The following is a 26,563-nucleotide window of genomic DNA, read 5'->3' as shown; positions in this document are numbered from 1 at the left end:
AAAGATCCTAATTTAAATGACAACTCTTCTTAGGGACTGCATCGAGTTCAATGAACGGCAGATGATAGACATCTTGATTTTTATCCATGGGAGGGTTTTCAATGCGAACTGAAATAGCAGAAGAAGTACAAAAGTACAAAGACTTTATAGAAGAAGAGCTGACACAGACTATATCAATGGATAAGTTAGTAGCTCTGTTTAAGGAAATGTCGGGTGCGGCAAGGCGAGAAATGGCGGTAGATTTGCATTTACCCTCGGTTCGCACCTCAAAAAGCATGCCCACTATTTTATTTATTAAAGAGATACGCAAATACGTAAAATCCAGACAAGATCATTTTAATCGTAAATATACATTGATTACCTCGTTGATAAAGCAGCTTATGATCGTTCTAGAAGAGGAAGATGAGAATACTCTTGAATCGTTCCTTGCACGTCGTGAAGCAATTATTGCTGAACATGGATTTTGGCATTATTATTGGTCGCTTTATTTCCATCCAGGAAGAACAGAGCAGGAAGCATTGTGGAAACAGTCCATGGAGGCACTGGAGAGTGAGGATGGAAGCTCGGAAGGCTCTAGCAATACCGTCCTGCATTTGACAGATGAGTCCTCCTCATTGCCTGCGGAAGCGGAGCCGTCTATGGAATCCACAGAACCATCACTTGAATTGGAGCAGCGAATCATTGAATTGAAGAAGAAATTGAACCATGAGACGCATTTGCGCAAGCAGGCTGAACTGTCGCTGGGGAAGACGGAGAAGCAGATTCATCGGCTGAATCGCCAATTGACTGATATCGATGCTCAGCTTCAGCTTGTTCAGCAGGAGAGCGGACAAGTGCAGCAGGATAAGGACTTACATATTCAAGAGCTGGAATCACTTCTTGCGCAGCGCAACGAAGAGCTGCGAGTGATCCGTCAGGAGCGCAGCAAGCTGCAGAAGGACTCCGAGCTGATGCAGCAGGAGCTAGCCGCGAGAGAAGAACAGACGCAGTCCGTACGCAGTGAGCTGCTTGGACATGAGGAGAAGCTGAACCAACTGCGCAGACAGGTGAACGCGCTAAGGGCGGACAACGATGAATTGAACAGGCAGGTTGTACAAGCCAAGAAATCCGCTGCTGCTGCGAAAGTTGAGGTACTTCGTCCCAAGTCGTTAACTTCCTCTATTCAGGATATCATTCAATTGCTGTATACCGATGTGGAAGACACCGTTCATGCGGCTCGCAATACGGTCGTCCAATCCGGCAAGGATGGAAGACAGAAGATACGAGAGTCTCTTGCGCTCATTGATGAGCTTGAGCAATTCATCGAGAGACGGAATGAGCATCCTGCTGAACGAAGCGGTTCCATTCGTGAGCATTCGGAATTGGCTCAGCAGGAAGAATGCGAGGAGCGTTCTGCAAGTGTACATGCACGGCAGCGCCATGATTCAATGCCGTACGCAGAATCGGCTTGCGCATTAGAAAGCAGCGGCACTGCGGTTCTGGAGCGACGTGAAGGCAGCGGGTATGCAGAACCCTTTGCGGCATTGGAAGGAGGCTCCTACCCTGATGGCTTGTCTGTAACTGACGAGGGCGGGTTGAATGGGACGTTCTTCCGCCGTGATCATGGCGGGTATATTGTATTGGAGACGGGACAGACGTTTAATATTACCGAAAGTCTTGTCCTGCAGCATCAATTGCAGCACGAAGCAGGAGTATTGTGCCGTCCAAAGCAGCATGATCCAACGCAATACGAGATTGAACTGCTGCTTCAAGGGGATGACAGTAACAGCTCCATTGTTCAATATGATGGCTATGTGCACCTTGGAGAGCATTTTACCTGGTATTGCGTCGATCTGAATGACCCGCAGCACCGCTTCCCGCTGCATGAACGGGATGTGGCCATTCGTACACCGAAGGATGGGGATCCTTGCTCATTTAACGTAGAGATTGGGAAGCAAGTAGCGCGCCTGTCCCGCTTATATCGGGCGCAGCCCATCTCCGAACTGGAAGTGAAGCGTACAGCGAGCAGCGGCGCAGCAGTTCAGAGTGTCGCACGTGCTGCGAAGGCACAAGCGAAGAAGGAATATGAGAAGCCAGAGCCATTCCTAGAAGGCCACCAGATTACGATTGTCGGTGGATTGAAGAAATGGTTCGAAGAGGTAGTGGCGGAGACGGGGGCTACTCTCGTACATGAGAATGGGAAAAATCCGAAGCGGATATTCCATGATCTGAAGCGTTCGTCCGCACTGTTCTTATTGCTTACGGCAACTTCGCATCAAGCATACTGGGACTGTGTGGAGATCGCAAAGCAGAACCAGATTCCGTTCTATTTCATCGAGGGATCCAAATCCAATTTGCGTCATCTCTTGTGGAATAATCAAGATCAAATCATTGCACATGCCAAGGCGAATTGATTTATGTAGCTTATTATAAGGTCAGCCAGATATTTCTGGTTGACCTTTTTTATCTGTTTTTTTATATCTAGCATCCGGGGTAGAACGTATCTGCTCGGACTATATTTTATTGCTGAGGTAAGTAAATATTGAAAGAAAATGCAGCAAGATGAAGATAGAAGAAGAGAAGGATACACTGTAACTTTTTAAATGAGGTGATGACAGTGTATAGCAGTGTACTGAAGAATCGAATGATTTTGTTCTATTTGGCGGGAGCAGGGATTTCCCAATTAGGAAATGTGATTACAGGACTTGCTTTCCTTTTTTTATCGTATGAACGAACACAATCCAGCATTCTGACCACAGTTATGGCTATTACACAAGCTGCTCCATACCTTTTATTCGGACTAGCTGGCGGAGTAATTGCTGACTCCGTAAACAAAAAACGTTTATTACTGTGGATAGACATTATACGAGTACCTATTATTCTTTCTTTGGTCTTTATTTATCAAATGAATCTCTTAGGTTTTTGGCATTTAATCGTTGTGAGTTTCCTAATTCAAAGTCTAGGATGCTTTTATAATCCAGCTTACAGAGCTGTGTTGCCTCTCATTACTTCTGTAGAAGATCGAACAGCTACAAATAGCTTATTTGATATTGTGACAAGAGGTGTACAAATGCTTGGACCAATATTTAGTATTGGTCTGTTACATTCAGGACAAATCATTCATTTCTTCACAATTGATGCCTTAACGTATTTAATCAGTGCATTTTTCATTTTAAAACTTCATTGGAAAGATAATAACGATGCTACAGACAACTTGTTGAATAAAACTGATGGTATTTTTAACTCTATAAAAGATTTCTTTAACTGGGTAAAAGGTGAATATACGATCAGAACATTGTTGTTTGTAACTTTTTTGATTGTGTTCTTTCATACTTGGGTATGGCAGGTCGGATTATTGTTACAACTACTGGAAACCCAAAATAATGGTGAGCAGCTTTACAGTCTTTTAATGGGGTGGTATGGTGCTGGTGTGATTACAGTTAATATCGTCATCCCTTTTCTTTGGAAAAAGCTGACCCTCACGACTTATCTAATCGGTTCTATTGTATGGGGTGTTGGTATACTTGTATTAGGATTTGCAACTCATCTGTCAACCTATTTTATTGGTATACTGATCGCAGCTATTGGGCTTCCTATTTCTGGTTTAGCACGGGTTTATCTTATTCAAACATGGATACCAGTCAATAAATTAGGCAGAGCGTTTAGTTTCAATGCAGTTCTCTTATATGGTTCTAATGTGCTCTCGTTGAGCTTGTTTGGCGCACTATCCTCTCTTGTGGAAATTCGGTATATTTTTGTTTTTTGTGGAAGTATGATGGTTATCGGCTCGTTTGTCTATTTATTTCGCATATTTCCTTCGAAAAAAACTAGGCGTGATTCCGTAGAGACGTTTAAATAGCTGATTATAAACAGAGATGGAAGAAAATCCACAACTATATGAAATATCTACAATCGATTTCTTGGTATGGATAAGCATGTCTTGACTTCTGATAATGCGATATAGTTGAAGCCACGAAAAGGGCGAAATTCCAATGTACTCCTTAAAAAGATGGGCAAACTGAAATTTGCTTATATTTAAAATCCCTGCCATTTCATCTAGGCTCCAGGCATGTTGGAAGTCTTCTTTTATAACGTTCATTGTTTTGTATAGTGCAGGGTGAATTTCTTTAAATGGCTGTATGTTAATGTCAGACGAATGTGTACCAACCATAACTTTACATATCATTAATGCTAACTGAGTGAAGCTATGGTCTAAAAATAACTCTACTGAATGACTTTCGTTACCTTCTTCTATTTGTACATAATCATTTATAAAATGGACCCATTTCTGGACTAATGGATGTTTTTGAACAGTAAGAGCGAAAGAAATATTATCTTTAATACATGAAATATCAGCCGTCAGTTGATTTAAAAATGTTGGATCAAGTTCTATTACAAATTTATGATTATCCACTGAAATTTGTCTATGCAACTCATTCGGGTTAAGAAGAATAAATTCATTGTTAGATAAGAAAATGTCGCTTCTCTCGGTCTGGTAATACATAGATCCTTTTATAGAATAGATAAGCTTATAAGAACAGTCATTTCGCCATTTGCTTTCGCATTTTTTTTGATTTGTGGATAGTAACAAACCCTGTGTAGCTTGTAAAATGATAGACAATTACATCACCATCACTATACTGAAATTTACATTATAGTTTACCATGTCAAATACGATTATTGTTTCAAATAGCGAACCTTCTACGATTATTATTCGTAGAGGGTTTTGTTCTTTCTTGAGTAAGATATGCTGACTTTAGTCTTAGATTCATTTATTAAATAGGTAAGCACTTCCTATTCTCTTCTTCCTTATAGGCCAATGGCATCCAATATTTGCATTGTCACGACTTCGTGACGATGGTATTATTTTCTTAATATTGAACCATAACTTGGAACATTCGTGGAGGAATGTATGGGGCAACTAACATGTTTTCAGGTCATTTTGCCGAATGGAGAAAGACTGTGGCCTGCATCCATATTTCCTGCTGGAGATCAGCACACAGCATTAACGGAATTGCACATGGTTCGCAGATTCTTAGAACATGATGGGGAAGTAGTCATTTCCGTAACGGCATATGATGATCATGGGGAATGCCTGCATAGGCATAAGCAGCGTTTTGATGCAGCCGGACTTGCGATGATTCAAGGCCCTCTGTCTTCCTACTCGCCGAATGGGATCAGTGTCAATGAAGTATTCGGATTATCGGAAGCAGCTCGGCTGTGGGGCATTGATGGCGGGGGAGCGACCATTCGTAAAGCCTTGGAACGCGGCGAGTTCTATCCACACGAGATTCGCAAATCGGATGGCATTTTGCTTGTTACTTTTTCTGGAATGCAACGTAGATACAATGCAGTGATGAAAAACCAGTGGATGGAGATCCATACGTATTTCGTTCAAGAAGGATTAATTCTAGAACAATCTGATGACATTCATGACACACATCACAACTCCTTATCGACCATTGCACGGCGCCATCGTAAGGCATATGAAATCTAATACACCAGCGTACACGTAACTTGTTCCTATACGATTTGCAGAGGAGGATGGAATGTTGTCCAACACAAATGTGATCAAGCTAGTAGGTCTAATGCTAGTGGTAGCTGCTGTAAATGTCCTCGTACTCTCACCAGGCTTCTTAGGCGTGCAGATCGGAGCGAGCGCTCTCTCCACAGCAACGGGGATTACCTTGCTTGTAGCCAGTGCATGGATTCTCATTAATGGAATCTATCAGTTCTTGTTCAAGAAGCCTGTTGTCATACCTGTGAAAGAAATTAGAACGCATGAAGAGTATGTAGAACGCCTGTCCCAATATCGAGAAACCAAGGGTATTGAAGAAGAGATCAGCATTGGGCTGGAACAGATGGAACGGATGCAGAAGCGGAAGAGTACGTTTTTCCAAGTACTGAAGCAGAGATTTAACGAGTCGGAATTAAGCTTCTCTAAGTTCGCGTCCGTTGCACTTGATGTGGAGAACTTATTCTACCAAAATATTCGAAATATCCTGAACATCCTTAGTGTATTTGACGAGACTGAATTCGATCGGGTCGCCAATCACAAGATGTCAGGCCTATCTATTGAACTATCCCAGAAGAAAGCAAAAGTATATAACGATTACCTCACATCTATGAAAAACGCTCTTACGAATAATGAAGAAATCTTAGTCAAGTTGGATCGCCTTCTGCTTGAGATATCCAGCTTGGACAATGTGGAGCCTGAGGATATTGAACAATTAGCATGCATGCAGGAATTGGACGCATTAATCAAGCAAACCAAATACTATAAAGCGTGAGAGGTGCAGCGAATGGCGGGAAAGAAGAAGTTAGTGATATCTGTCTTTGCTTTAATTTTTGTATTTATTCTCATTTATGTAGGGGTGACGTTGACCTCCAACCTAGGAAAAAGCAAATCACAGGTTACGACAGAAGATGCGACCAAACAGTTGAATAAACTGTATGCGAACGTATCTGTGTCGACCGAAGCTCCAGTAAAGGGGCAGATCGATATTAGTCCAGCCGATGTGGGCGATACCCTGCCGGATATATCGAAGTTCCCGATTACGGTGAAGAATACGACGAATCAATTTGTTGAGATCTTCACGTCAACGGAAAAAGGCGGCACAGGCATGGACAGCTGGCTGGCGGATGTGGCAACCGAGTTCAATAATGCGAAGATCCAAGTGAACGGGAAGCCTGTTTCTGTGAAGATTCGAAATATAGCTTCCGGTACAGCTGCGGACTATATCCGATCCGGCAAATATATGCCTGATGCCTATACACCTTCGAATGAGCTGTTTGGCGAGATGATCAAATCAAGCGGCGTAAAGACGGAGCTTATCAGCAAGCGACTCGCGGGCAATGTTCCAGGCATTGTGATCTCAAAATCCAAGCATGATGCACTCATCTCTTCATACGGAGCGGTAAATGTCAAAACGGTGACGGAAGCCATCTCGAACAACGAGTTCAGCATGGGATATACGGATCCATTCTCCAGTTCTACAGGAATTAATTTTCTAGTTACGGCACTCAGTACATTCGACAAGTCGAATTTGTTGAGTGATAAAGCAGTTCAAGGATTTGAGAAATTCCAAGAAAATATCCCGTTTCTCGCTTCGACAACGACGCAAATGCGTGATGCAGCGAAGTCGGGTGTGCTGGATGGGTTTGTATTGGAGTATCAAACGTATATCAATACGGATGAACTGAAAAATGAGTACGTGTTCACACCTTTCGGAATTAGACATGACAACCCGTTGTATGCGATTGGGAACCTGCCTAAAGGGAAATTGGACATCGTCAAGAAGTTCGGAGAATTCGCGTTGCAGGAGAAATATCAGAAGAAGGCTCAACAAAAAGGTTTCAATGAGCTCGATAATTATAAATCGGAAATGCCCGTTGTGAAAGGCAGCTTGTTGGCCTCCGCACAGAAATTGTGGAAAGACAAGAAAAATGGCGGCAAGCCAATCGCGGCTGTCTTTGTTACTGACGTATCGGGAAGCATGGCGGGAGAACCGCTGAATCGACTGAAGGAATCACTGCTTAAAGGACAAAAGAATTTAGGGAAAGACAACAGTATCGGTCTCGTATCCTATTCGAATGATGTCACGATTAATTTGCCTATCAAGAAGTATGACACCACACAGCGCTCCTTGTTCGTTGGTGCGGTCAACAGCCTTCAAGCAGATGGCGGCACGGCTACCTTCGACGGAATTATTGTTGCCTTGAAAATGCTGCAAGAAGAGAAGGCCGTCAATCCGAACATCAAGCCGATGATCTTCGTGCTGAGTGATGGCGAGACGAATCGCGGCCACTCGCTTAAGGACATTAAGGAGCTTATCGAAACGTTTAAAGTTCCGATTTACACCATTGGCTATAACGCGGATATTCAAGCGCTGCAGAGCATTTCCAGCATTAACGAGGCAGCGAGCATTAATGCAGATACCGATGATGTGGTCTATAAAATCGCAAACCTGTTCAACGTGCAAATGTAGCATGAGTCTAAAGGGGGATTCCAATGTCATTTACGATGGAAGTTGCAAGTCCGGAAGAAATTCAAAAGGAAATTGAGCAAGAGGTAAAACCAGTTCCTGAGGAAGTTGCGAAGCTTCAGGCACAAGCGGATTCGAATGTGGCAGCAATTATGAATTTAGATCTGGATTCCTTAGAGAATCGAAAGGATATTCTGCAATCGATAGACAGTTTTGGCATGAACACTATGCGTTCCTCTTCGACGAAGAACAATGCCTTGCAGGTTTCCGTAGGCGATTTATCGAAAAAAGGGGACGAAGGGGGCCCGGTTGCGAAGGGATTGGTCGAGCTGCATCAGCAGCTGAAGGATCTCGATCCGAGCGTCATTGACTTTACGAAAACTGGGTTTCTAGGGAAGCTGTTCAATCCGCTTCGTACGTATTTCTTGAAGTATCAGAAGGCAGATACCATGATTGCGGAAATCGTAACTTCATTGGATAAAGGGAAAGTTACCTTGAAAAATGACAACACGACCCTCGAAATTGAACAGCTTGCCTTGCGTGATTTGACTAAGAAGCTGAAGAAAGAAATCGAGCTGGGCTCCTTGATGGATGACTCGATTCAATCACAGATTGAAGCAGCGCAATCCCGCAATGAAGATCCGGAGAAGATTCGGTTCATTACGGAAGAAGTGCTGTTCCCGCTTCGTCAGCGTGTCATGGATATGCAGCAGATGATGGTCGTCAACCAACAGGGGATTATGGCGATGGAGGTTGTTATCCGCAATAATAAAGAGTTGATTCGCGGTGTCGACCGGGCGAAGAACGTTACGATCTCTGCACTGAAGATTGCGGTTACCGTAGCCAGTGCCTTGTATAATCAGAAGATTGTGCTACAGAAAATTGAATTGTTGAATCAAACGACAAACGAGTTGATTGCGGGTACTTCTCGCATGCTGAAAGACCAAGGCGTTCAAATTCATAAGCAGTCGCTGCAAACGAATATTTCTGCGGAAACTTTGAAGCAGGCTTTTACGGATGTTCTGTCTGCTTTGGATTCGATTAGCTCCTACAAGCAGGAAGCCCTGCCTAAGATGCGCGATACAATCGACCAGTTCCGGGAGCTTGCTGACAACGGCGAGAAACAGATTCAGCGCTGGGAACGTGGACAGAAGCTCGGCTTGTAATTATGCATATATAAGTGATGATGCAAATACGAAAGACTGCCGGTAGGCAGTCTTTTTGTGTTGCCGAACAGAAAGCCCGCCAAGGAGTATCCGACAGAACAACAGTTGCCCAGGCTTGGAACTTCACCTTATTTAGAATTAATGGATCGTACAACTTCTCCCGATACGGATCGGGAATCAGCGTCTTTAGGACTTATTATGCTTTGGCTCGGAGATAATACCTTGGATCTGATGGATATTCAATTATCCGCTTTCGACATTACCGAAAGCAAGCTGGATCTGTTATTACTATTATCACTGCATGAAGGGCAGGATCTCGTCACGCCTTCATCCCTTGCCGATCGATTAGGGATTCGCCGATCCTCCGTTACGGCATTATTGAACTGGTTGGAAAAAAGAAATTGGATCATTCGGGAACCCTATGCCAAGGACGGGCGCATGACCCACGTTCGTATCAGCTCCGAAGGGAGTAGGTTTGTGAAGGAAGTGCTGCCTACATTTTGGTCTACTTGTGCATCTCTTGTTGAAGAACTAGATAAAGAGGAGCAGGCGTTGTTAAAAAAAGTGCTCGTTAAGCTTAATACAAACATGGAAAAGCGACTAGGAGCAGGAAGATAATTTTTTATTCATATAGTTAGATAATCTAATTACAATTCATTCCGTTAATCTCTTATCGTATCTTCTCTTACCAATATTCATTTTTATTTCCGGTTTTTATTTATATAGTGATGGAAAATAGTATTTATCATTGATGCCGAGTTTCTTCAATTTCCTTCCGCTTAAGCAGACAGCTGTTGCTGCCTCCCCACGTATAACGCTCTTGTCATCAACCCCATGGAAACAACGATAAGCGCAGCCGGAATCCAGAAGATTTGCGGCGTGACACCATCTATGAAGAGCGGCAGGAAGTAGCCAATTAAGGAGGCTGTTTGCGAAATGAACACGTACAAACTAGCGCCGAAGCCTGCTTTATGTATGAACATGCGCTGCACGTAGCCCATTGCTACGCCGTACAGAACCGAAACGAAGAAAGAGTATAACGGCTGCATGAGGAAAAATACCGTCAAGGAATCGCTCGTGCAATAAGCAATATAGGTGATTAGAGCGAACAATCCACCAAGCATAATAATGGGCTTGCTTCCATACTTGGCGGCCCAATAGCCTGCCATGGTCATGAATAGGAGCTCGAACACGGCTTGTATGCTCCATATGAAGGACATCAATCGCGGATCGCCGAATTGCTCGTTCACCACAAGCGGCAAATACAAGCCGCGTATGGCATCCGCACACGATAGGAGCAGAATGGCAAAGAGCATGATGAGGGAGAAGGGCTCGCCTGCTTTGGCGGATGCAATTGAAGAATCGAGCGTAATCTCCTTATAGAACAAGAGCAGCAGGAACAAGGAGGCGTATCCTGCAAGATTGCCCCACAGTACACCGTGGAAGGTCGCCAGCAAGTACAGGTTAGCTCCGACGAGCAGCCCAGTAAAGAATCCGACGCTGTACGTGGCGCGCATCCAGATTTGCGCCATTTCTACAATATCAGGAGCAAGCCGTGTGACATGATTCCGAGCCATCGCGAACAGCTGTCCCATAATCATGCCGGAAGGAGCGGTGGCGAGAGCCATCCCGATCAGCGCCTGCGCATAGCTGTCTGCATTCATATAGATGACGAGGCCGATCATACAGACGACAGACGCGAGCAGAGGAATCGTCTTCTTGCGTTTCATGGAATCGCTAACAATGCCGACACCAATCGTAAGTACCATGTTCAGAAGTAAGGAAATTGCGAAAATAGACGCAATCTCTACCTTGCCAAGCCCTAATGATTCCCGCAAATAAATCGCGTTCATGGGGGCTAGAATCCCCATGCCGATGCCGTACAGGAACAAGGTAAGGACGAGATGCAGAGCGCCTTTTATTCGCAGAAATAGCTTGAAATCGTGCCATATGCGCATGGAGGAGGACACCTCGGATTCTGAAATAGATTCAGAGCGAGAGAGGAGGAATCTTGTGCGCTTCCGCTCTTGCTTCTGTCTTATTCTCCCATTATGCGGCAGTAGAACGGGGAGAGCAATACGTTATTGCGATAAAAAAAGCAGTAGAAGCGTTCTGCTTCTACTGCTCTGCTTGCCCAATATTAGATTGCCCAGTTGCCCTTGCGGAAGATTGGCTCTGTTGTGCCATCCTTAAGAATGCCGTCAATGTCCATATCCGCAGAGCCGATCATGAAGTCCACGTGCGTAATACTGCGGTTTACGCCGCTCTCTTCCAGCTCTTCTTGAGACATCTTCGTTCCGCCTTCTACGTTGAATGCATAGCCGCTTCCGATAGCCAAGTGGTTGGATGCATTCTCATCGAACAACGTGTTGTAGAACAAGATGTTCGATTCCGAGATTGGGGATTGATGCGGCACAAGCGCCACTTCACCCAAGAAGTGCGAGCCTTCGTCTGTGTCGACGAGCTGCTGCAGGATTTCTTGGCCTTGTTCAGCTTCTACCTTCACGATACGGCCATTTTCGAACGTGATCTTGAAGTTGTCGATCAGGTTGCCGCCATAGCTAAGCGGCTTCGTGCTTGATACATAGCCGTTCACGCCGAGCTTATGAGGAACTGTAAATACTTCTTCTGTTGGCATGTTCGCCATGAACGGCACATCTTTCTCGTTGACGCTGCCTGCGCCTACCCACAGATGCTTCTCAGGCAATTCGATCGTCAAGTCCGTTCCAGGAGCTGTGTAGTGCAGCTTGTGGAAGTGCTTGCTGTTCAATACTTCAACTTTCTTATGCAATGTTTCGTTATGTTCCGTCCAAGCTTGAACCGGGTTGTCGGAATTCAGGCGAATGGATTGGAAGATCGCTTCCCACAACTTCTCAACCGCTTCTTCTACAGCTACGCCAGGGAATACTTTGGCTGCCCAATCGCGGGAAGAAGCTGCAACAACTGTCCAGCTTACTTTGTTCGCTTGAACGCATTGGCGGAAGTGCTCCAGTGCTTGTCCAGATGCCTTTTGGTTATTGCCGATCCGCTGTGGATCCACACCCTTCAGCAAGTCTGGGCTGGAGGAGACGATAGAGATGAATGCAGCACCCTTATCCACGAAGGTATTGCGCTTCAATGCTTCCCATTCTGGGAATTGAGTGAACACGTCGTCTGATGCCTTCTCGAATTTCAAGCGAGTTGTAGCCTCATCCGACCAATCGATATGTACGTTGCGTGCGCCTGCTTCATATGCCTTGCTGGCAACGAGGCGGGCAAGTGGAGCGACTTCGATAGAACTATTAACGAATACATCTTGATCCTTCTGTACGTTGACGCCGACCTTTACGATAAGTTCAGCATACTTTTCTAATTGTTGCTCGAAATTTACCATGGGTAGCCACCTCTGTTCCTTGAATTCATAAATCTGAAGTCATTCCTCAGTATGTTCTCAATATACCATTATTGGAGGGGTTGCAGCAAAGTTTCTGGTGCAATAGTCTGTAGGCTGTAACATGAAAAAGGGGCTGAACCTCAGAACATGAATTCTGAGATCCCACCCCTCTATAGGCTTACACACCCATACGCTTGCGTTGATTGTTAATCTTCTTCGTATTCTGGCTCTTCATTGTTGGTTGGCCAGATTCCTGATGCTTGTGCACGCCTTGCGATTTCCCTTGGGCTTGTTTCTTCTGCTGCAGCATGCGCTTCGCGGCATCCACCAAGCTTACTTTCTTGCTCTCCGTTGCTTCAGCATTACCCTGGTTCTCCATGTGCTCAGTCATCGTATCACCCCCGTGCGGCAAATAGATCGGTAAGATGTTGACTCCATCTCATCCTCATTATGAACGATTCTTGCTGAAATGAACAGTAGGAGTTGTCGAAATTTACTTCTCTATATTTTTACCGTATTGGGACTTGGAATTCAAGCTCCTTATAAAAGGTCGCTTTGCGCAGCTTGCTTGAATACAGCTTAATGGGCATTTCTTTCTGGAACGGATATTCGCCAACGTACGAATATACGCCGTTGTTCACACGCAGCAGCTTGGAATTGTCGCTAAATACTCGTTTTCCGTCTTGGATGAACTCCATGGCAAGTTTCTGGCCTACAGGGTCGTTGCCGTTCACATCATATTGAATAACGACTCTGTCCTCTTCGAATGCCATGCTGTTCACCGTAACGGAGCCAACCTCTCCCTGCTGCAGCGTCAGTGGAAGCGCACTTGGATTCAGCGTGATCGCTGTATCGCCATACCGTCTTCCCGATTTATAGGGCTTGAATATGAGCGTCTTGGAGCGCTCGGGTATTGGATCATACTTTTTCGTATGTTTCATTTCTACAATATTCGATTGCATTTGATTGCCTGGCCCGCCATGACCGCCTGCAGATGAAATAATATATCCGTTCTCATCCACAACCATATAGTCGCTGTTGAATCCGCTCCAGCTAGAAGAAGTCGATGGGGAGGCTTCTGCGGTCTTGAATCGAATCTCGGTTCCTAGCGGCGAAGTAACGACGGACTGAAGCGTGATGGAGCCAATGCCGTCAGGCGCCTTGTTGGTCTTATTAACAGGGATTTTTTTCGTCAGGGACGCATTCCATTTGACGGGAATTTCGAACTTCCAGTTTCCTTCCACATCTCCGACCTTCTTAATCGTGATCGGCAGCGGGAATTCTTTCGATATTTTGGCGTCTCGATCCGGTTCCGTACCGAGCATCGATTCGAACGATAATATTCCGATGTTTTTCGTGGAGGTTTCCGAGCGCACATTTGACCCAGCATGGTACCAAATATCCAGCGCATATGCTGGATCCTCCTGAGTCTTGCTCTTCACAATTTCATATCTGTTCGACCGATCCAATATAATAGGAAGCTTGCTCATCGAGCTTTCCTGTATGCCAAGCTTAATTTCCACGCCATCATACAACACCTCGGTAATGGTCAGCGTAATGCCTTGATCCGTTGCGCTCAGATTGACGGGAAGGGACAATCCTTTCCGATTCGCATCCTGCAAGGCGTTATCGCCGAGTGCCTCAAAGATTTGACCGATGAACGGCACCTTTCTGAGCGTTTCAGCCATAGCGGGTGAAATGAATCCGGAAGCTAATGTTCCCCCAATTGCGAGCACGACTGCGGCCGCAACGAACCAAGCTTTCCGATGGCGGGAATGAGTCCGATGCTGGATCGGCATGGGTTCCGTCTCCAGCAATTGCAGTGTTTGCTCTAATCGCGATTTCACGAGCTCAGGGATTTCAGAGCTGAGATTGCCGGTTAGGTGCGTACGGATTTGTTCGTCGATATTCGAATCCATTAAATCATTAGCTCCTTTCCATTCTCACGTGAGATATGAAGCATGTCCGCTAGCTTGTTTCTGGCGCGGAACAGGCGAGACTTCACGGTGCCAACAGGCTGATCCAGCATATCGGCTACCTCCTTAAGCGGCAAATCCTCAATATAGAACAGTGTTACAACGATTCGCAGGTCTTCTTCCAACGCGTTGACGACTTCCAGTGTTTCGATATGTTCGTACTCGCTAGCTTCGGCCTTCGAGTGCTGCAGTTCAACGAAGGGTACGGTTTGTTTTTTCTTTCGCAGCAATGTTCGGCATTCATTCACAAGGATGCGAACGAGCCAGGTTTTGAAATATTTCGGCTCGCGCAGCGAATGGATGGAACGATATGCTTTAAGCACGGCTTCTTGTATGGCATCTGCACAATCTTCATCGGAATGTACAATTGACTTGGCCACTCTGTATAGGGGGGCTTCATAGGCGCGAATAAGTGTGCCAAATGCTTCCTTGTCCCCCTTGCAAGCTCGTGCTGCGAGTTGTTCTGGCTGCTGCACAGTGGTGATCTCCTTTATTTATAGTGGGCGCCAAGACCCGTATCATGGTGTGCGATAGAGGCCGAGACGCAATCCCTATGCTTAATTCATTTGTTCAGGATGCTGTTGGAGCAGTAAGGGACATGCTCCAGAACTTTCCTTTTCCATTGATCTTACCATAGACGCTCGGCTTTCCTTGTTTCGTGAATGTATACTGTTCTTGCTTGACGTGAACCTGGTAGCCTTTCAAGTCTAGGCCGAAATATTGCTTGACCATTGGAGCAGCCGCAGCAATGGCTTTGTCACTCGTATAAAAAGGCTTGGCGAATGCCTTCTTGCGCGCTTCTTCTGAGGCATAATGGATAAAATCCTTATAGTTGACAAAGGACGTCAGCTTGCCTGTAGCAGTATTGACTTTGACCAGATAACGGCCGCTTTCATCGGAGAAAGAGGCTGTTTTTTGGTTTTCTGCTTCCATGCCTATGTATACTTGGACGAAATTGCGAAGCTGCTTGTTTTTGTCTGCTGACAGGGATTGAATTGTTTTCTTGGCTAACGCGCTCCACTTTGAATCGATTTTCGCCAAGGCGTAATCTGTTGACACGTATGTTGCTTTGCCTGTGACTGCATCAACCATGCCTGAAATATTGCTGCCGTTGAATGTCCAATGGTTCATGTCTTTATCGGCTTTGACACGAGTAATTTGCGTAATCTTGAATTTCTGTTGTGCATCCAAGCTTTTCATTGCTTTTTGGATAACGGACTGAAGCGAAGTATCGAGCTCTTGCCATGTGAAGTTGATTTCGCATGCTAAAATATCGCCCTTTGCCTTGCCGATCATGACGCGCGCCCGATTGTCTTTGTCTTCGATTAACAATCGATCCTCTCCGAGATATTCATAGCCTGCCTCGGCACCACTGTGCATAGCAGCTAGTTCCATCGTTCTTTTAGGAGCTAGCTCCTGTAGAGCCTTCTTTGCTGTTTCGATTATTGCGGGATCAAGGTTGTCCAATGCCGATGCTTTGATTGCCGTTTTTTTTGCCGCTTCGTTTGTCGGCTGTTCCGCCGCATATGCGGTATGAAGCGTGAAATTAGCTGGAAGGCTTGTGGCGAGCAAGCTTACAGTGATAGCAGCAAGCATGAATTTATAAGATTTCATATTGAATCCTCCTGATCGATTGGTTTTGGTTGATGTACCTATTAGATGGCTTGAAGTGGAGAGGAGGTTCACGAGAAATTAAAAAAAATGATTATTATAATAGAATATAGGTGAACGATGGGGTTCTATTTTTGGTAGACTTGTAACGGAAGGAGTCTTGAATATCATGCATATACGATCATTTGAAATAGAAGATATCGCGCAGATTGTCGCCTTATTCTTCGATACGGTACACACCGTGAACGCAAAAGATTATACCGCTGCACAATTGCAAGCCTGGGCGCCGGCCGATGAACAGGTAGAGAAGTTGGCTCGCTGGGCAGAGTCGTTAAGCCAGCACATGACGTATGTAGCGATTCGGGAGGGCGAATTGGTCGGATTTAGCGATATGGATGCTGGCGGGTATTTGGATCGACTCTATGTTCATAAGGATGTTCAGAAGCAAGGGGTTGCAACGGCATTGTTGTCCAAGTTGGAGCAGGAAGCGAGGAAGCTGGGGCTGTCCGAAATGAGAACAGATGCAAGTATTACGGCAGTTCCCTTCTTCGAGCGGCACGGGTTCTGCATCCTTCAAGCTCAGATGGTGCAGCGCAGAGGAGTCGGCTTGATGAATTACAAGATGAGCAAGCGATTGTAAATCAGGTCAACAGTTGAGAAGAAAGCCTGATGCCCAATCTTCTGACTGTTCTTATGTCGCTCAGAAGGTTGTTATGGTAGGGGCCGCTATGTGCAGGCATAAGGCATGGTGAGGTATGAGACGCGCTGCTGAAGGGTTAGAGATTGGGGGCTCCGACTATATAGGAAAGAAAATAGCCGATCCCTTATATGTAAGGAGAACGGCTATTTGTGTTTGTTCGTCTGCGATATCGGATCGTAATCTAATTTGAGGAAATTTAGCGGCGATCTTTTCTGACTGGACCAGAGCCGTCCTGCTGCAATAAGCGGGTGAACGGCTTCGGAATGCCCGTATCGAATCGCATTGGCGTGCCCGTAGTCGGATGGGTAAATGCCAGTATGCGGGCATGCAGGCCAAGTCGTCCTAGTCCTCTTGATTTGGCGCCGTACTTCTTGTCACCTACGATCGGATGACCGAGATCCTCCATGTGAACGCGAATCTGATTTTTCCGCCCTGTTTCGAGATGAACCTCCAGTAGGGAGTAAGCGCTGTTCGCTTCCAGTGTTTTGTAGTGCGTAACCGCATGCTGGCCATCGTTTTGATACGGACTCGAATACATTTTTAATGTTTTCATTTCCTTCAGCCAGGAGGAAATTGTACCTTCTGGCTGGCGAACCTTGCCTTCAACAAGCGCAACATAGGAACGTTCTTGTACGATCTCTTTCCAATTATTTTGCAACTGCTGCTTGATGTCTTCATTCTTAGCGAACATCATGACGCCGGACGTATCACGATCGAGGCGATGCACGACAAATATCCGGTTGCTCGGATGTTGCAAGCGAACATGCGTCGTCAGTTGGTGGTAGGCAGTCAATTCTTTCTCTTGCTCGGAGGCAATAGACAACAGACCGGCTTCCTTGTTGATGACGATGATATCTTCATCCTCATGCAGTATCGACAAACCTACAAATGGAGGAGCTTCAACGATTTTCTCCTTCGACAAGCTTACAGCTTGTCCAGGCTGAAGCGGATGATTATAGGCTGTTACTGTTTGTCCGTTGACAGAAATTTGACCGCGGGCAAGTGCGGATTTGATGGAGTTGCGCCCCATATTTTCTACCGTATTTAATAAGAAGCTGAGCAATTCAGCTGGTTCCTGAACTGTATATTCGCGAGCCTTCGGCGGTGTCCGATGGGTTGGTTTAGTTGGTTTGACGTGCTTGGCTGGTTTGGCGGATTGGTAAGCTTTCGCCGGTTGATTCTTCTGCGGGCCTTTTCTCGGTTTATGGTTCTCTCGCTTACGCATTCGTAAGACCTCCTTGATGAGTAGACAACACTATACAGAACAGTGCGCTTCACAGCTGGCGCTGATGGCGCGCTGTAGGACATGTTCTATGGAATGCTATCACTATAGCAGAAAGTTCGTGCAGATTCTATTCAGAATAGGCGAAAAGACGTACATATGGCCAGAGAATGGTGAAGTGGAAGCTATTACCTCATAGGAAAAGCCCATGTTATAATAAAGGACAGGAACAACGGGTTGCCGCAAGGGAACGGGGAAAAGGAGTCTACGCACATGTTTACAATGGACCAAGCGCGAAGCGCATTGCAGCGAGTATATGGCTACGATGGCTTCCGCGATGGACAACGGAAAATTATTGAACATCTTGCTGAAGGCAAGGACACGGTGGGTATTATGCCAACCGGCGGGGGGAAGTCAATTTGTTATCAGATTCCAGCAATGCTGCTGCCTGGGGTAACGCTGGTGATCTCGCCGCTTATTTCATTAATGAAGGATCAGGTGGATGCGCTGCACAGCTTGGGGGTCAAGGCTGGATTCATCAATAGCACGCTTGAGATGGGGGAAGCGGGCCGTCTCATGTGGCAGGCGCAGGAAGGACGCATGAAGCTGCTCTATGTAGCGCCGGAGCGGTTAGAGACAGAATGGTTCCGGGAACGTGCGAAATCGATTCCAATATCGATGGTAGCGGTAGACGAAGCCCACTGCGTCTCGCAATGGGGACATGATTTTCGCCCAAGCTATCGGACAATTGCACCTTTCATTCAGGAACTTGTGCAAAGTGGCCGCGAGCGTCCGATTGTGGCGGCATTTACCGCAACCGCGACGCCGGAAGTAACGGAGGATCTTATTCATTCCTTGGAACTGCTGGAACCCGAGCTTGTCGTTACGGGATTCAAGCGGGATAACTTGGCGTTTACGGTGCTGCGCGGCGAGGAGCGGAAGGCGTTCACGCTTGATTATGTCCGGCAGCGGTCGAGCGAATCAGGCATTATTTATGCGTCGACGCGGAAGGAAGTCGAGGACATCTATGACATGCTGAGACGTGCAGGAATAGCTGCTGGCCGCTATCATGCTGGACTCGAAGATGAGGAGCGGGCGAAAATGCAGGAAGCCTTCCTCTATGATGATGTGCGTGTCATTGCAGCGACGAACGCGTTCGGCATGGGCATCGACAAGTCCAACGTACGGTATGTGCTGCATTACAACATGCCGAAGCATATGGAAGCCTATGTGCAGGAGGCAGGACGCGCGGGACGCGATGGGGAGCCGAGCGAATGCGTGCTGCTGTTCCATCCGCAGGATATACTGACGCAGAAGTTCTTCATCGAACAAAGCGAGGCGGCTCCAGAACGGAAGGCGCATGAATATAAGAAGCTGCAAGTCATGATCGATTATTGCTATACGACCGGCTGTCTGCAAAATTATATGGTTCGTTATTTTGGAGAAGAAGGAGAGCAGCCATGCGGCGTATGCGGCAACTGCAAGGACGAGCGTGAATCGATTGATATCACGATTGAAGCGCAGAAGATCTTCTCCTGCATTTATCGGATGCGTGAGCGGTTCGGCGTATCTATGGTCGCTTCCGTACTGAAGGGGTCGCGCAACAAGAAGGTCATGCAGTATGGATTTGAGAAGCTATCTACGCATGGGGAAATGCGGCATTTGGCGGAGAAGGAAATTTCGGATCTCATCTATGTTCTTATAGCCGAGGGGTACTTGCAGCTTAGCGAAGGGCAGTATCCCGTTGTGCGGCTGCTGCCGCTGGCAGCGGATGTATTGAAGGGCAAGCGGACCGTTGAACAGCGGGTAGCGAAGTCGTTGAAACCGAAGGCGGGCACTGCCATTGATGAGACGATATTTGAGCAGCTGCGTCTTATTCGGCGTGAGCTGGCAAGCCAGGCTGGAGTACCGCCTTACATTGTGTTTAATGACAGCACGCTGCGGGAATTGGCGGAGATGCAGCCGACGACCGAAGCGGGCATGCTCCGTATTAAAGGGGTTGGGGAAGCGAAGCTGAAGCAGTTCGGCATGCCGTTCCTTGAATTTTTCCAGCAGCGGGAAGAAGAAGCGGGTCGCTACGATATGGAATAGGGTTGGGGATTGCAGATATAGACGAATGGGCTATGGGAACGACGAATGGATAGCGATGAATAAGGAGCTGAAGCATGATGCATGAGTTGAATCTGGAACAAATCAAGGATGAAGCAAGCATTCAGGACTTTATGAAACTTGATATACGTGTTGGAACGATCGTGGAGGCAGAGCCGTTCGAGAAAGCGCGCAAGCCCGCGATTAAGCTGTCAATCGATTTCGGGCCGCTCGGCACGAAGCGATCAAGTGCGCAAATCACGGCTCGTTATACGCCGGACAAGTTGTTAGGAAGACAGGTCGTTGCTATCGTGAATTTCCCGCCGCGCCGTATCGCCGGCTTCGATTCTGAAGTGCTCGTATTGGGTGGAGTGCCTGAGGAAGGCGATGTTGTTCTACTAAATACAGATGAGATCATTCCAAACGGCACACCAATTGCATAGTGTGATTGATTACGAGGAAGAGGTACACGATGTTGAGTAATGATCAAGAGCTTGCGCACTTTTTAGTAGATGCGAAGCAACGCACGTATGCTGCAGCGGACAATAACACATCTGTCCAACCGATATTACCTGGCTCCGTGCAGTTGGAATACCGCAGTGGAGACTACGTATATCGGGATATTTACTTTGGTCAAAAGAGATCATAGAGTTTACGAGTTGCACTATAGTGGCGGCATGATTCGATAATCCATTTGCGATTGCATTGACACAGAATAAAGCAAGCTGCCCGCAGCTTGCTTTTCTGTTCATGGTGGTTTTGGGGATGGATGTCAAGATCGGTCTTCACTTTGGTTATAATGGTAGAGGCTGACCGAGCAGCTCGGTCACTTTAAGGTAGTGTCTGATGAGAGGAAGGTTTAGATGAAAGTCGTACTTGCAACATTAAATGCTAAATATATTCATACCTCGCTGGCGATACGCTGCTTGAAGGCGCATTGCGAAGGCGAGTTCGATGTCGACATTGCTGAATATACAATTAAGGACCCGGTGATGAATATCGTCTCGGATCTGTACCAGCGAGAGCCGGATGTGATCGGGTTCTCCTGTTATATATGGAACATTGAGGAAACGATTAAGGTCGTCAACATGCTGCGCAAGGTGCGGCCGGAGATCCGCATCGTACTTGGTGGCCCTGAGGTGTCCTATGACACGAAGGAATGGATGGAGCGGCTGTCGGATGTTGACTTCATTGTCATGGGTGAGGGAGAAGAGACGCTGCTTCATTTGCTGCGGGAGATCGAAGGCGAAGGGAAGTATCATTTTGTATTCGGGGTGGCGTATCGGAACAAGCAGGGCGAGGTCGTTATCAATCCGCCCCGCCCGAAGCTGGACTTGAATGAAATTCCATCCCCCCACCGCTTTGCGGAAGATATTCCGAGCCTCGGCAAGCGTGTTGTCTATTTCGAGACAAGCCGCGGCTGTCCGTTCAGCTGCCAATTTTGCTTATCTAGTATCGAGGTTGGCGTTCGCTATTTCGATATTGAACGCACGAAGGCGGACATCTTGTACTTGATAGACAATGGGGCGAAGCTCATTAAGTTCGTCGATCGGACGTTCAACATTAAGCGTGATTACGCAATGGAGATGTTCCAGTTCCTCATTGAGAACCATCGCGGCTGTGTATTCCAATTTGAGATCACGGCGGACATTATGCGCCCAGAGGTGCTTGATTACTTGGCTGAGCATGCACCACCCGGCGTATTCCGCTTTGAGATCGGCGTCCAATCGACGAACGATCCAACGAATGAGCTTGTGAAGCGGCGCCAGAACTTCACGAAGCTGACCCGAACCGTCATGAAGGTGAAGGACAGCGGCAAGATCGATCAGCACTTGGATCTGATTGCAGGGCTGCCGCTTGAGGATTACGATACATTCCGCAAAACATTCAACGATGTATTTGCACTGCGTCCGGAGGAATTGCAGCTCGGATTCTTGAAGATGCTGCGTGGTACAGGACTTCGTCTGGATGCTGAGAAGTACGGCTATGTCTTCATGGATCACGCACCATACGAAATGCTATCGAATGATGCGCTTCCGTTCCGTGATGTCGTGCGATTGAAGCGTCTGGAAGACGTACTGGAAAAGTACTGGAACGCACATCGCATGGATCGGACGATGGAGTATTTGATGCATACCGAATTCGACTCACCGTTTGATTTCTTCCAAGCATTCGGCGACTTCTGGGAAGCAAATGGCTGGCAGAAGATTGGACATCAATTAGAGGATTTGTTCGTAAGACTGCATGCCTTTTTAACTGCGCACGGACTCAAAAAGCCGTATGTGGCATTGGGGTTAATGAAGCTCGACTACTTCATGAACCAAAAGTATAAGCCGCGCAAAGTATGGTGGCACAGACAGCTTCAGAAAGAGGAGGCTTCGCGCGTTCTGCAATGGGCGGCAGTACAGGCTGAGCTTGTGTCTGAGCAATTCGCAGCTCTAGGTCTTTCGGAGAAGGAGCTGCATAAGCACGCTGTTGTAGAGATGATCCCGCTTGAGGCAGTTGTTCGCAGCCGTTCACTCGGAATGTCCCAACATACGGAACATGGTTTCGAGACAACCAACGAGGGGTTAACAGATGAAGTGTACGGCATTTTCTTGTATCAGCAGACAGATGATGAAAAACCGTTGCTGTTTACGGTGAACCAATCCATGATGGTTATTGTTGAATAGGACTTTAGTAGCAATCTTAGGTATTAGACCTAAGATTGCTTTTTTTATCTCTTCTCGTCTAGTCCTATCAGCAAAAATAAAATAGGATGGGGTAGGATCTGGAAATGAAAAACATACCAAAAGTCTCAAGAAAATTACGGTTTGTCACTTTGTATAATCAAAATGTGGGCATATGTACTTATTTTCATACATTCCTTCTTCCGGTATAGTTTGTCGAGAGAAAAATAGAGAGATATTCTAGGAGGTAAAAGATTGTGATGAAATGGTTCAAAAAAACAGCCGTCATAATGGGGTGTGCTGCACTTCTTATGACAGGATCGATGCCTGCACATGCTGAGGGTACTGCGAACTACACTGTCGGGGCGGGACAGGCGGTAGAGCTTGATCAAGGCATTGCGACCGTGACTTTGAAAAAAGGAATGGAATACATAAATGGCACGGAAACGAAAGCCATGATTACGAGAAATGGCGGCAAACCTTCCGGCTCCGAAATCGGTACGGTTATACCAGAAGACGGGCGCTGGTTTTTGTATTTTGAGTACACCGATTCCGGACATATCAAAGATAGCGATAAAAATGAGATCGATGCAGATGAACTGCTGCAAAGTTACAAAGACGGACAAGAAGAAGCAAATAAAGAAATGACCCCTGAAAATCATCTATTCGTGGATGGTTGGGACGTAGCGCCTAAATATGATGAAACGGCACGTAGAGTTGTATGGTCGCTATTACTGCATGACAAAGACAATGCCTCAATGGTCAATTATAACGAGCGTATATTGACGCGAGAGGGTTATGTGTCAGCGATCTTGGTTTGTGATCCCAAAAAGGTAGAAGCATCGCGCAAGGAAATGAATGATTTGGTCTTGTCTACACTGAAAATCAAAGAAGGCAAGCGCTATGAGGATTTCAATGAATCGACGGATAAGGTGGCGGAGTATGGCTTGGCTGGACTTATCCTTGGCGGAGCGGGTGTTGCCGTTGCCAAAAAAGCGGGATTAATCGCATTGGCGCTCGGCTTGTTCAAAAAGTTCTGGATCGTTATCGTGGCTGTCATTGCTGGCTTGTGGAAGCTCTTAACAGGCAAGAAGCGCAACAAGGAGCAGGAAGAAGAGGAAGTGCAATCTGCTGCAGGTGATGAACAATCAGCTTCTCAGCAATCCTCGCAGCAGCCTCCATCTCAACAGCCGCCAATGTCATAAATTCAAAATGAACAGGATCGTATCCTATATGGAAAGAGGCAGACTAGACGATGATGTCTATCTGCCTCTTTTTTCTACGTCTTTACAAGATGCAGGATGTCCTCATAAAGCTACATATCTTTGCGGTTGAAGTAAATAAGACCACTAAGTAGAAAGAACAGGAATCCGCCAACAATGACAAATAAGAGAGTGCCGAGCGATACATTGAATGCCCCGTATTTTTCCACGCCGTTCATCGCGAGTGCAGGCTGTGCCCAAGGATACCATGGGCCGTACTTTTCCGAATTGACGATGAGCATATTCGGCAGTGTCAGCATCACGTTAATAGCAAGCGGAGCCGCGAAGCTTGACCACGATACGGACACGAACAATTGAAGCGCAGCAACAGGCAGGGTAGCCAGCCAGCCATTGGAGAAGGCTCTCAGAAGTTCAGTCCAAGGGATAGGTGCTGTATATCCTTTTAATAAGCCGACAGCAATTGCACCTAGTAGGAACAGTACTTGTGTTAGTCCCAGCAGCAGTGTAACATGGGCGAATTTCGCCAAGTATAAGCTGGAGCGGGACACAGGCATGGAAAGCATTTGTTTCCAACCGCCTCCCGCGTGCTCGTACCGGCATATAAATGCAGAGAACACGCCAGCCAATAGCGGTAAGAACAACATCGCGTGCGCGATTGACATCGTCGACCATAAATAGAGCCACTGGATTTCGGGCGGCTGCTGCTCAGAAATGAATAGGCCGACGAGCATGGCCAGCAGAGGACTGATCAGGGTAAGCAGTCCAATATGGGACTTGCCCAACTTTAAACGTTCAGATTGAAATAATCGCAGCCATGTTGCCACATCAATCCACATCCCTTCTAATGAAGTGAACAAGGCTGAACAGAAAGACGACGAAGCCGATCAAGATACCTGCGATGACGGAGTACTCTGGAATATTTGCTTCATTTACAAGCAGCGGCCACTTGTACGGCATCCAATCCGGCATTCTAATCGAATACACGGATACGATCGTTCCTAGAATTCCGCAAGTAAGCGGAATGGCTTGGTTGCTGATAACGGTAGATAACCATAGCTGCAGTGCGAGTATGGGCATAGCCGCTAAGAACGGATAGAAGCTGTTCTTGAGCAGCAGAGACCAAGGGATATCAGCACCGAAGCCGAGAAGCAGACCGAGCAGAACTGATCCGACAGCAAGCAGCAGCGATGCAGTGAACATCATGAACAAGCTTAGAATATATTTGGATGTGAATACACTGAATCGAGACACGGGAAGGGCAAGCAGCTGCTTCCATGATCGCTGGCGATGCTCGATACTTGCGATCAAGGATGTTACGAGTGTAATGCCAAATAATAGGGCGAGAACCGCCAGTATTTTAATGTCGCTGAGTAGGCCGATCCATACCTGATCCTTCAGCTTCGATACGAGGTAGTCGTAGCGCAAGCTGTAATTGATCGCCTGAAGGCTGATGACGCCGACAGGCCCTAGGACAATGAGCAGCCATATCCATGTATGGCGTATTTTTACAAAGTCAGATGACAGCAGCTTCCCGATCATCGATTGTTCCCCTCTCCAGTCATTGAGAGGAAGATCTCTTCCAGCGACTGCCGCTGTTCTTCTACTCGATACACGGACAGTTGGTTATGGACGAGCAGATCAACGACGGAGGCGACCTGACTGTCTGGCATGTAGTTCATCAAGACGCTTCCTTCCTGCTGCTCTACAGCGCATACAGATGCAGCGAGCAGATTCGCTGCCTTGGCAGGATTCGAGACCGCGAATCGAATGCGATGCTGGGCCTGATCCTGCAATACGCTGATGGAATCTTGAAAGACCATACGTCCATGCTGAATAATGCCTACGCGCGTAGCCATCTGTTCAATCTCGCTTAGTAGATGACTGGATACAAGAACCGTAATGCCGTGCTGATGGGGCAGGCTCTTAATCAGCTCTCTAATTTCCAGAATTCCAGATGGATCGAGGCCATTGGTCGGCTCATCCAAGATGAGCAGCTCTGGACTGCCCAATAAAGCTGCGGCAATACCAAGCCGCTGCTTCATGCCAAGCGAGTACCCCTTAACTGGGCGATTGGCATCATTCGTGAGTCGAACGACGGCAAGTACTTCATCGATTCGCGACTTCGGCACATCGATAATTCTGCGTATGGCCTCTAGGTTGTCCCGTCCAGTCAGATGAGCATAGTACGATGGATATTCAACCAACGATCCGACCTTGCGTAAGATCTCTAACCGATGGGAGTGCAAGTTCTTATTGAATATTTGAATGTTGCCCTTCGTAGGGCGAATGAGTCCAAGCAGCATGCGGATCGTCGTTGTCTTGCCTGCGCCGTTCGGTCCAAGGAAGCCGTATATATCCCCGCGGTTAATCGTAAGCCGAAGCTGATCGACTGCTCGGCGGTCGCCATATGTTTTCGTCAACCCTTCGGTTTGTATGATTGTTTCACTCAATGTATATCACCTCGTCAGTTAACGATACAGGTCGAAGGTTAAAACAAAAGCGGCTGCTTGTTTAAATTCTGTTTAAGAAAGGATCTGTTTAAAAAGGGAGAAGAAGAAGCCCATGAACATG

Annotated in this window: 24 protein-coding genes; 13 read left to right on the top strand and 11 right to left on the bottom strand. The window is 46.7% G+C overall.

The genetic code is table 11. The features are described from left to right. Positions 1-101 precede the first annotated feature (101 nt). Both BLS15_RS01375 and BLS15_RS01370 read left to right on the top strand, forming a co-directional pair. The gene (locus tag BLS15_RS01375; RefSeq protein WP_090509507.1) at positions 102-2,393 is read left to right on the top strand and encodes a hypothetical protein; all 2,292 of its coding nucleotides are present in this window, start codon (positions 102-104) and stop codon (positions 2,391-2,393) included. Between the two features lie 203 nt (positions 2,394-2,596). Continuing rightward, positions 2,597-3,838, top strand: coding sequence for an MFS transporter (locus BLS15_RS01370; RefSeq protein WP_090509502.1), 1,242 nt, complete (start codon positions 2,597-2,599; stop codon positions 3,836-3,838). On the opposite strand, the gene BLS15_RS01365 is transcribed toward BLS15_RS01370, so the two are convergent. Then, positions 3,779-4,600, bottom strand: coding sequence for an AraC family transcriptional regulator (locus BLS15_RS01365; RefSeq protein ID WP_139170620.1), 822 nt, complete (start codon positions 4,598-4,600; stop codon positions 3,779-3,781). The two genes, BLS15_RS01370 and BLS15_RS01365, sit on opposite strands and share 60 nt — an antisense overlap. Positions 4,601-4,891: 291 nt before the next feature. On the opposite strand from BLS15_RS01365, the gene BLS15_RS01360 reads away from it, so the two are divergent. The 5 genes from BLS15_RS01360 to BLS15_RS01340 are packed head-to-tail and all read left to right on the top strand — an operon-like array spanning position 4,892 to position 9,748. After that, a complete protein-coding gene (locus tag BLS15_RS01360; protein WP_090509494.1) occupies positions 4,892-5,476 on the top strand; it encodes a helix-turn-helix domain-containing protein in 585 nt (194 codons plus the stop codon). Positions 5,477-5,528: 52 nt separating this feature from the next. Continuing rightward, on the top strand, positions 5,529-6,269 hold the full coding sequence (locus BLS15_RS01355) for a hypothetical protein (protein ID WP_254777259.1): 741 nt from the start codon (positions 5,529-5,531) through the stop codon (positions 6,267-6,269). 12 nt (positions 6,270-6,281) lie between these two features. Then, positions 6,282-7,967, top strand: coding sequence for a vWA domain-containing protein (locus BLS15_RS01350; RefSeq protein ID WP_090509488.1), 1,686 nt, complete (start codon positions 6,282-6,284; stop codon positions 7,965-7,967). A 23-nt stretch (positions 7,968-7,990) separates the two neighbouring features. Further along, positions 7,991-9,130, top strand: coding sequence for a toxic anion resistance protein (locus BLS15_RS01345; protein ID WP_065290356.1), 1,140 nt, complete (start codon positions 7,991-7,993; stop codon positions 9,128-9,130). A gap of 60 nt (positions 9,131-9,190) precedes the next feature. Further along, the gene (locus BLS15_RS01340; protein WP_254777275.1) at positions 9,191-9,748 is read left to right on the top strand and encodes a MarR family winged helix-turn-helix transcriptional regulator; all 558 of its coding nucleotides are present in this window, start codon (positions 9,191-9,193) and stop codon (positions 9,746-9,748) included. Between the two features lie 161 nt (positions 9,749-9,909). Here BLS15_RS01340 and BLS15_RS01335 read toward each other — a convergent pair whose 3' ends face one another. The 6 genes from BLS15_RS01335 to BLS15_RS01310 form a co-directional block, all read right to left on the bottom strand. Continuing rightward, positions 9,910-11,088, bottom strand: a complete 1,179-nt coding sequence (locus BLS15_RS01335) for an MFS transporter (RefSeq protein WP_090509479.1) — start codon at positions 11,086-11,088, stop codon at positions 9,910-9,912. A gap of 182 nt (positions 11,089-11,270) precedes the next feature. Next, positions 11,271-12,503: an aminopeptidase gene (locus tag BLS15_RS01330; RefSeq protein ID WP_090509475.1), complete on the bottom strand. Its 1,233-nt coding sequence runs from the start codon at positions 12,501-12,503 to the stop codon at positions 11,271-11,273. Between the two features lie 178 nt (positions 12,504-12,681). After that, on the bottom strand, positions 12,682-12,894 hold the full coding sequence (locus BLS15_RS01325) for a hypothetical protein (protein ID WP_090509470.1): 213 nt from the start codon (positions 12,892-12,894) through the stop codon (positions 12,682-12,684). Between the two features lie 118 nt (positions 12,895-13,012). Further along, positions 13,013-14,422, bottom strand: a complete 1,410-nt coding sequence (locus BLS15_RS01320; RefSeq protein WP_090509466.1) for a DUF4179 domain-containing protein — start codon at positions 14,420-14,422, stop codon at positions 13,013-13,015. Beyond that, entirely contained in the window at positions 14,422-14,955 is a 534-nt protein-coding gene (locus tag BLS15_RS01315) for an RNA polymerase sigma factor (RefSeq protein WP_021254433.1), read from the bottom strand. The genes BLS15_RS01320 and BLS15_RS01315 overlap by 1 nt, the downstream gene beginning before the upstream one ends. A gap of 94 nt (positions 14,956-15,049) precedes the next feature. Beyond that, the gene (locus tag BLS15_RS01310) at positions 15,050-16,093 is read right to left on the bottom strand and encodes a hypothetical protein (RefSeq protein ID WP_090509462.1); all 1,044 of its coding nucleotides are present in this window, start codon (positions 16,091-16,093) and stop codon (positions 15,050-15,052) included. Between the two features lie 166 nt (positions 16,094-16,259). Here BLS15_RS01310 and BLS15_RS01305 point away from each other — a divergent pair, with 166 nt between their 5' ends. After that, positions 16,260-16,730, top strand: coding sequence for a GNAT family N-acetyltransferase (locus BLS15_RS01305; RefSeq protein ID WP_090509458.1), 471 nt, complete (start codon positions 16,260-16,262; stop codon positions 16,728-16,730). 256 nt (positions 16,731-16,986) lie between these two features. Here BLS15_RS01305 and BLS15_RS01300 read toward each other — a convergent pair whose 3' ends face one another. After that, positions 16,987-18,015, bottom strand: a complete 1,029-nt coding sequence (locus BLS15_RS01300) for an RluA family pseudouridine synthase (protein ID WP_090509454.1) — start codon at positions 18,013-18,015, stop codon at positions 16,987-16,989. A 270-nt stretch (positions 18,016-18,285) separates the two neighbouring features. Here BLS15_RS01300 and recQ point away from each other — a divergent pair, with 270 nt between their 5' ends. The 5 genes from recQ (at position 18,286) to BLS15_RS01280 (ending at position 23,974) form a co-directional block, all read left to right on the top strand. After that, on the top strand, positions 18,286-20,103 hold the full coding sequence (gene recQ, locus BLS15_RS01295; protein ID WP_090509449.1) for a DNA helicase RecQ: 1,818 nt from the start codon (positions 18,286-18,288) through the stop codon (positions 20,101-20,103). Between the two features lie 77 nt (positions 20,104-20,180). Next, the gene (gene csaA, locus BLS15_RS01290) at positions 20,181-20,543 is read left to right on the top strand and encodes a chaperone CsaA (protein ID WP_090510035.1); all 363 of its coding nucleotides are present in this window, start codon (positions 20,181-20,183) and stop codon (positions 20,541-20,543) included. 29 nt (positions 20,544-20,572) lie between these two features. After that, positions 20,573-20,749, top strand: coding sequence for a hypothetical protein (locus tag BLS15_RS28815; RefSeq protein WP_021254439.1), 177 nt, complete (start codon positions 20,573-20,575; stop codon positions 20,747-20,749). Positions 20,750-20,963: 214 nt separating this feature from the next. After that, complete coding sequence (locus BLS15_RS01285; RefSeq protein WP_090509444.1) at positions 20,964-22,772, top strand: B12-binding domain-containing radical SAM protein; 1,809 nt, start codon at positions 20,964-20,966, stop codon at positions 22,770-22,772. Between the two features lie 257 nt (positions 22,773-23,029). After that, the gene (locus BLS15_RS01280; RefSeq protein ID WP_254777274.1) at positions 23,030-23,974 is read left to right on the top strand and encodes a DUF2167 domain-containing protein; all 945 of its coding nucleotides are present in this window, start codon (positions 23,030-23,032) and stop codon (positions 23,972-23,974) included. 110 nt (positions 23,975-24,084) lie between these two features. On the opposite strand, the gene BLS15_RS01275 is transcribed toward BLS15_RS01280, so the two are convergent. The 3 genes from BLS15_RS01275 to BLS15_RS01265 are packed head-to-tail and all read right to left on the bottom strand — an operon-like array spanning position 24,085 to position 26,442. After that, complete coding sequence (locus tag BLS15_RS01275) at positions 24,085-24,816, bottom strand: ABC transporter permease (RefSeq protein WP_175460696.1); 732 nt, start codon at positions 24,814-24,816, stop codon at positions 24,085-24,087. 1 nt (position 24,817) lies between these two features. After that, on the bottom strand, positions 24,818-25,531 hold the full coding sequence (locus tag BLS15_RS01270; protein WP_090509436.1) for an ABC transporter permease: 714 nt from the start codon (positions 25,529-25,531) through the stop codon (positions 24,818-24,820). Further along, positions 25,528-26,442: an ABC transporter ATP-binding protein gene (locus BLS15_RS01265; RefSeq protein ID WP_090509433.1), complete on the bottom strand. Its 915-nt coding sequence runs from the start codon at positions 26,440-26,442 to the stop codon at positions 25,528-25,530. Before BLS15_RS01265 ends, BLS15_RS01270 begins: the two co-directional genes overlap by 4 nt. Positions 26,443-26,563: the final 121 nt, after the last annotated feature.

The sequence above is a fragment of the Paenibacillus sp. cl6col genome, from assembly GCF_900102125.1.
Taxonomy (GTDB): Bacteria; Bacillota; Bacilli; order Paenibacillales; family Paenibacillaceae; genus Paenibacillus_B; species Paenibacillus_B suaedae.
This window is presented reverse-complemented; position numbering and strand designations above follow the sequence as displayed.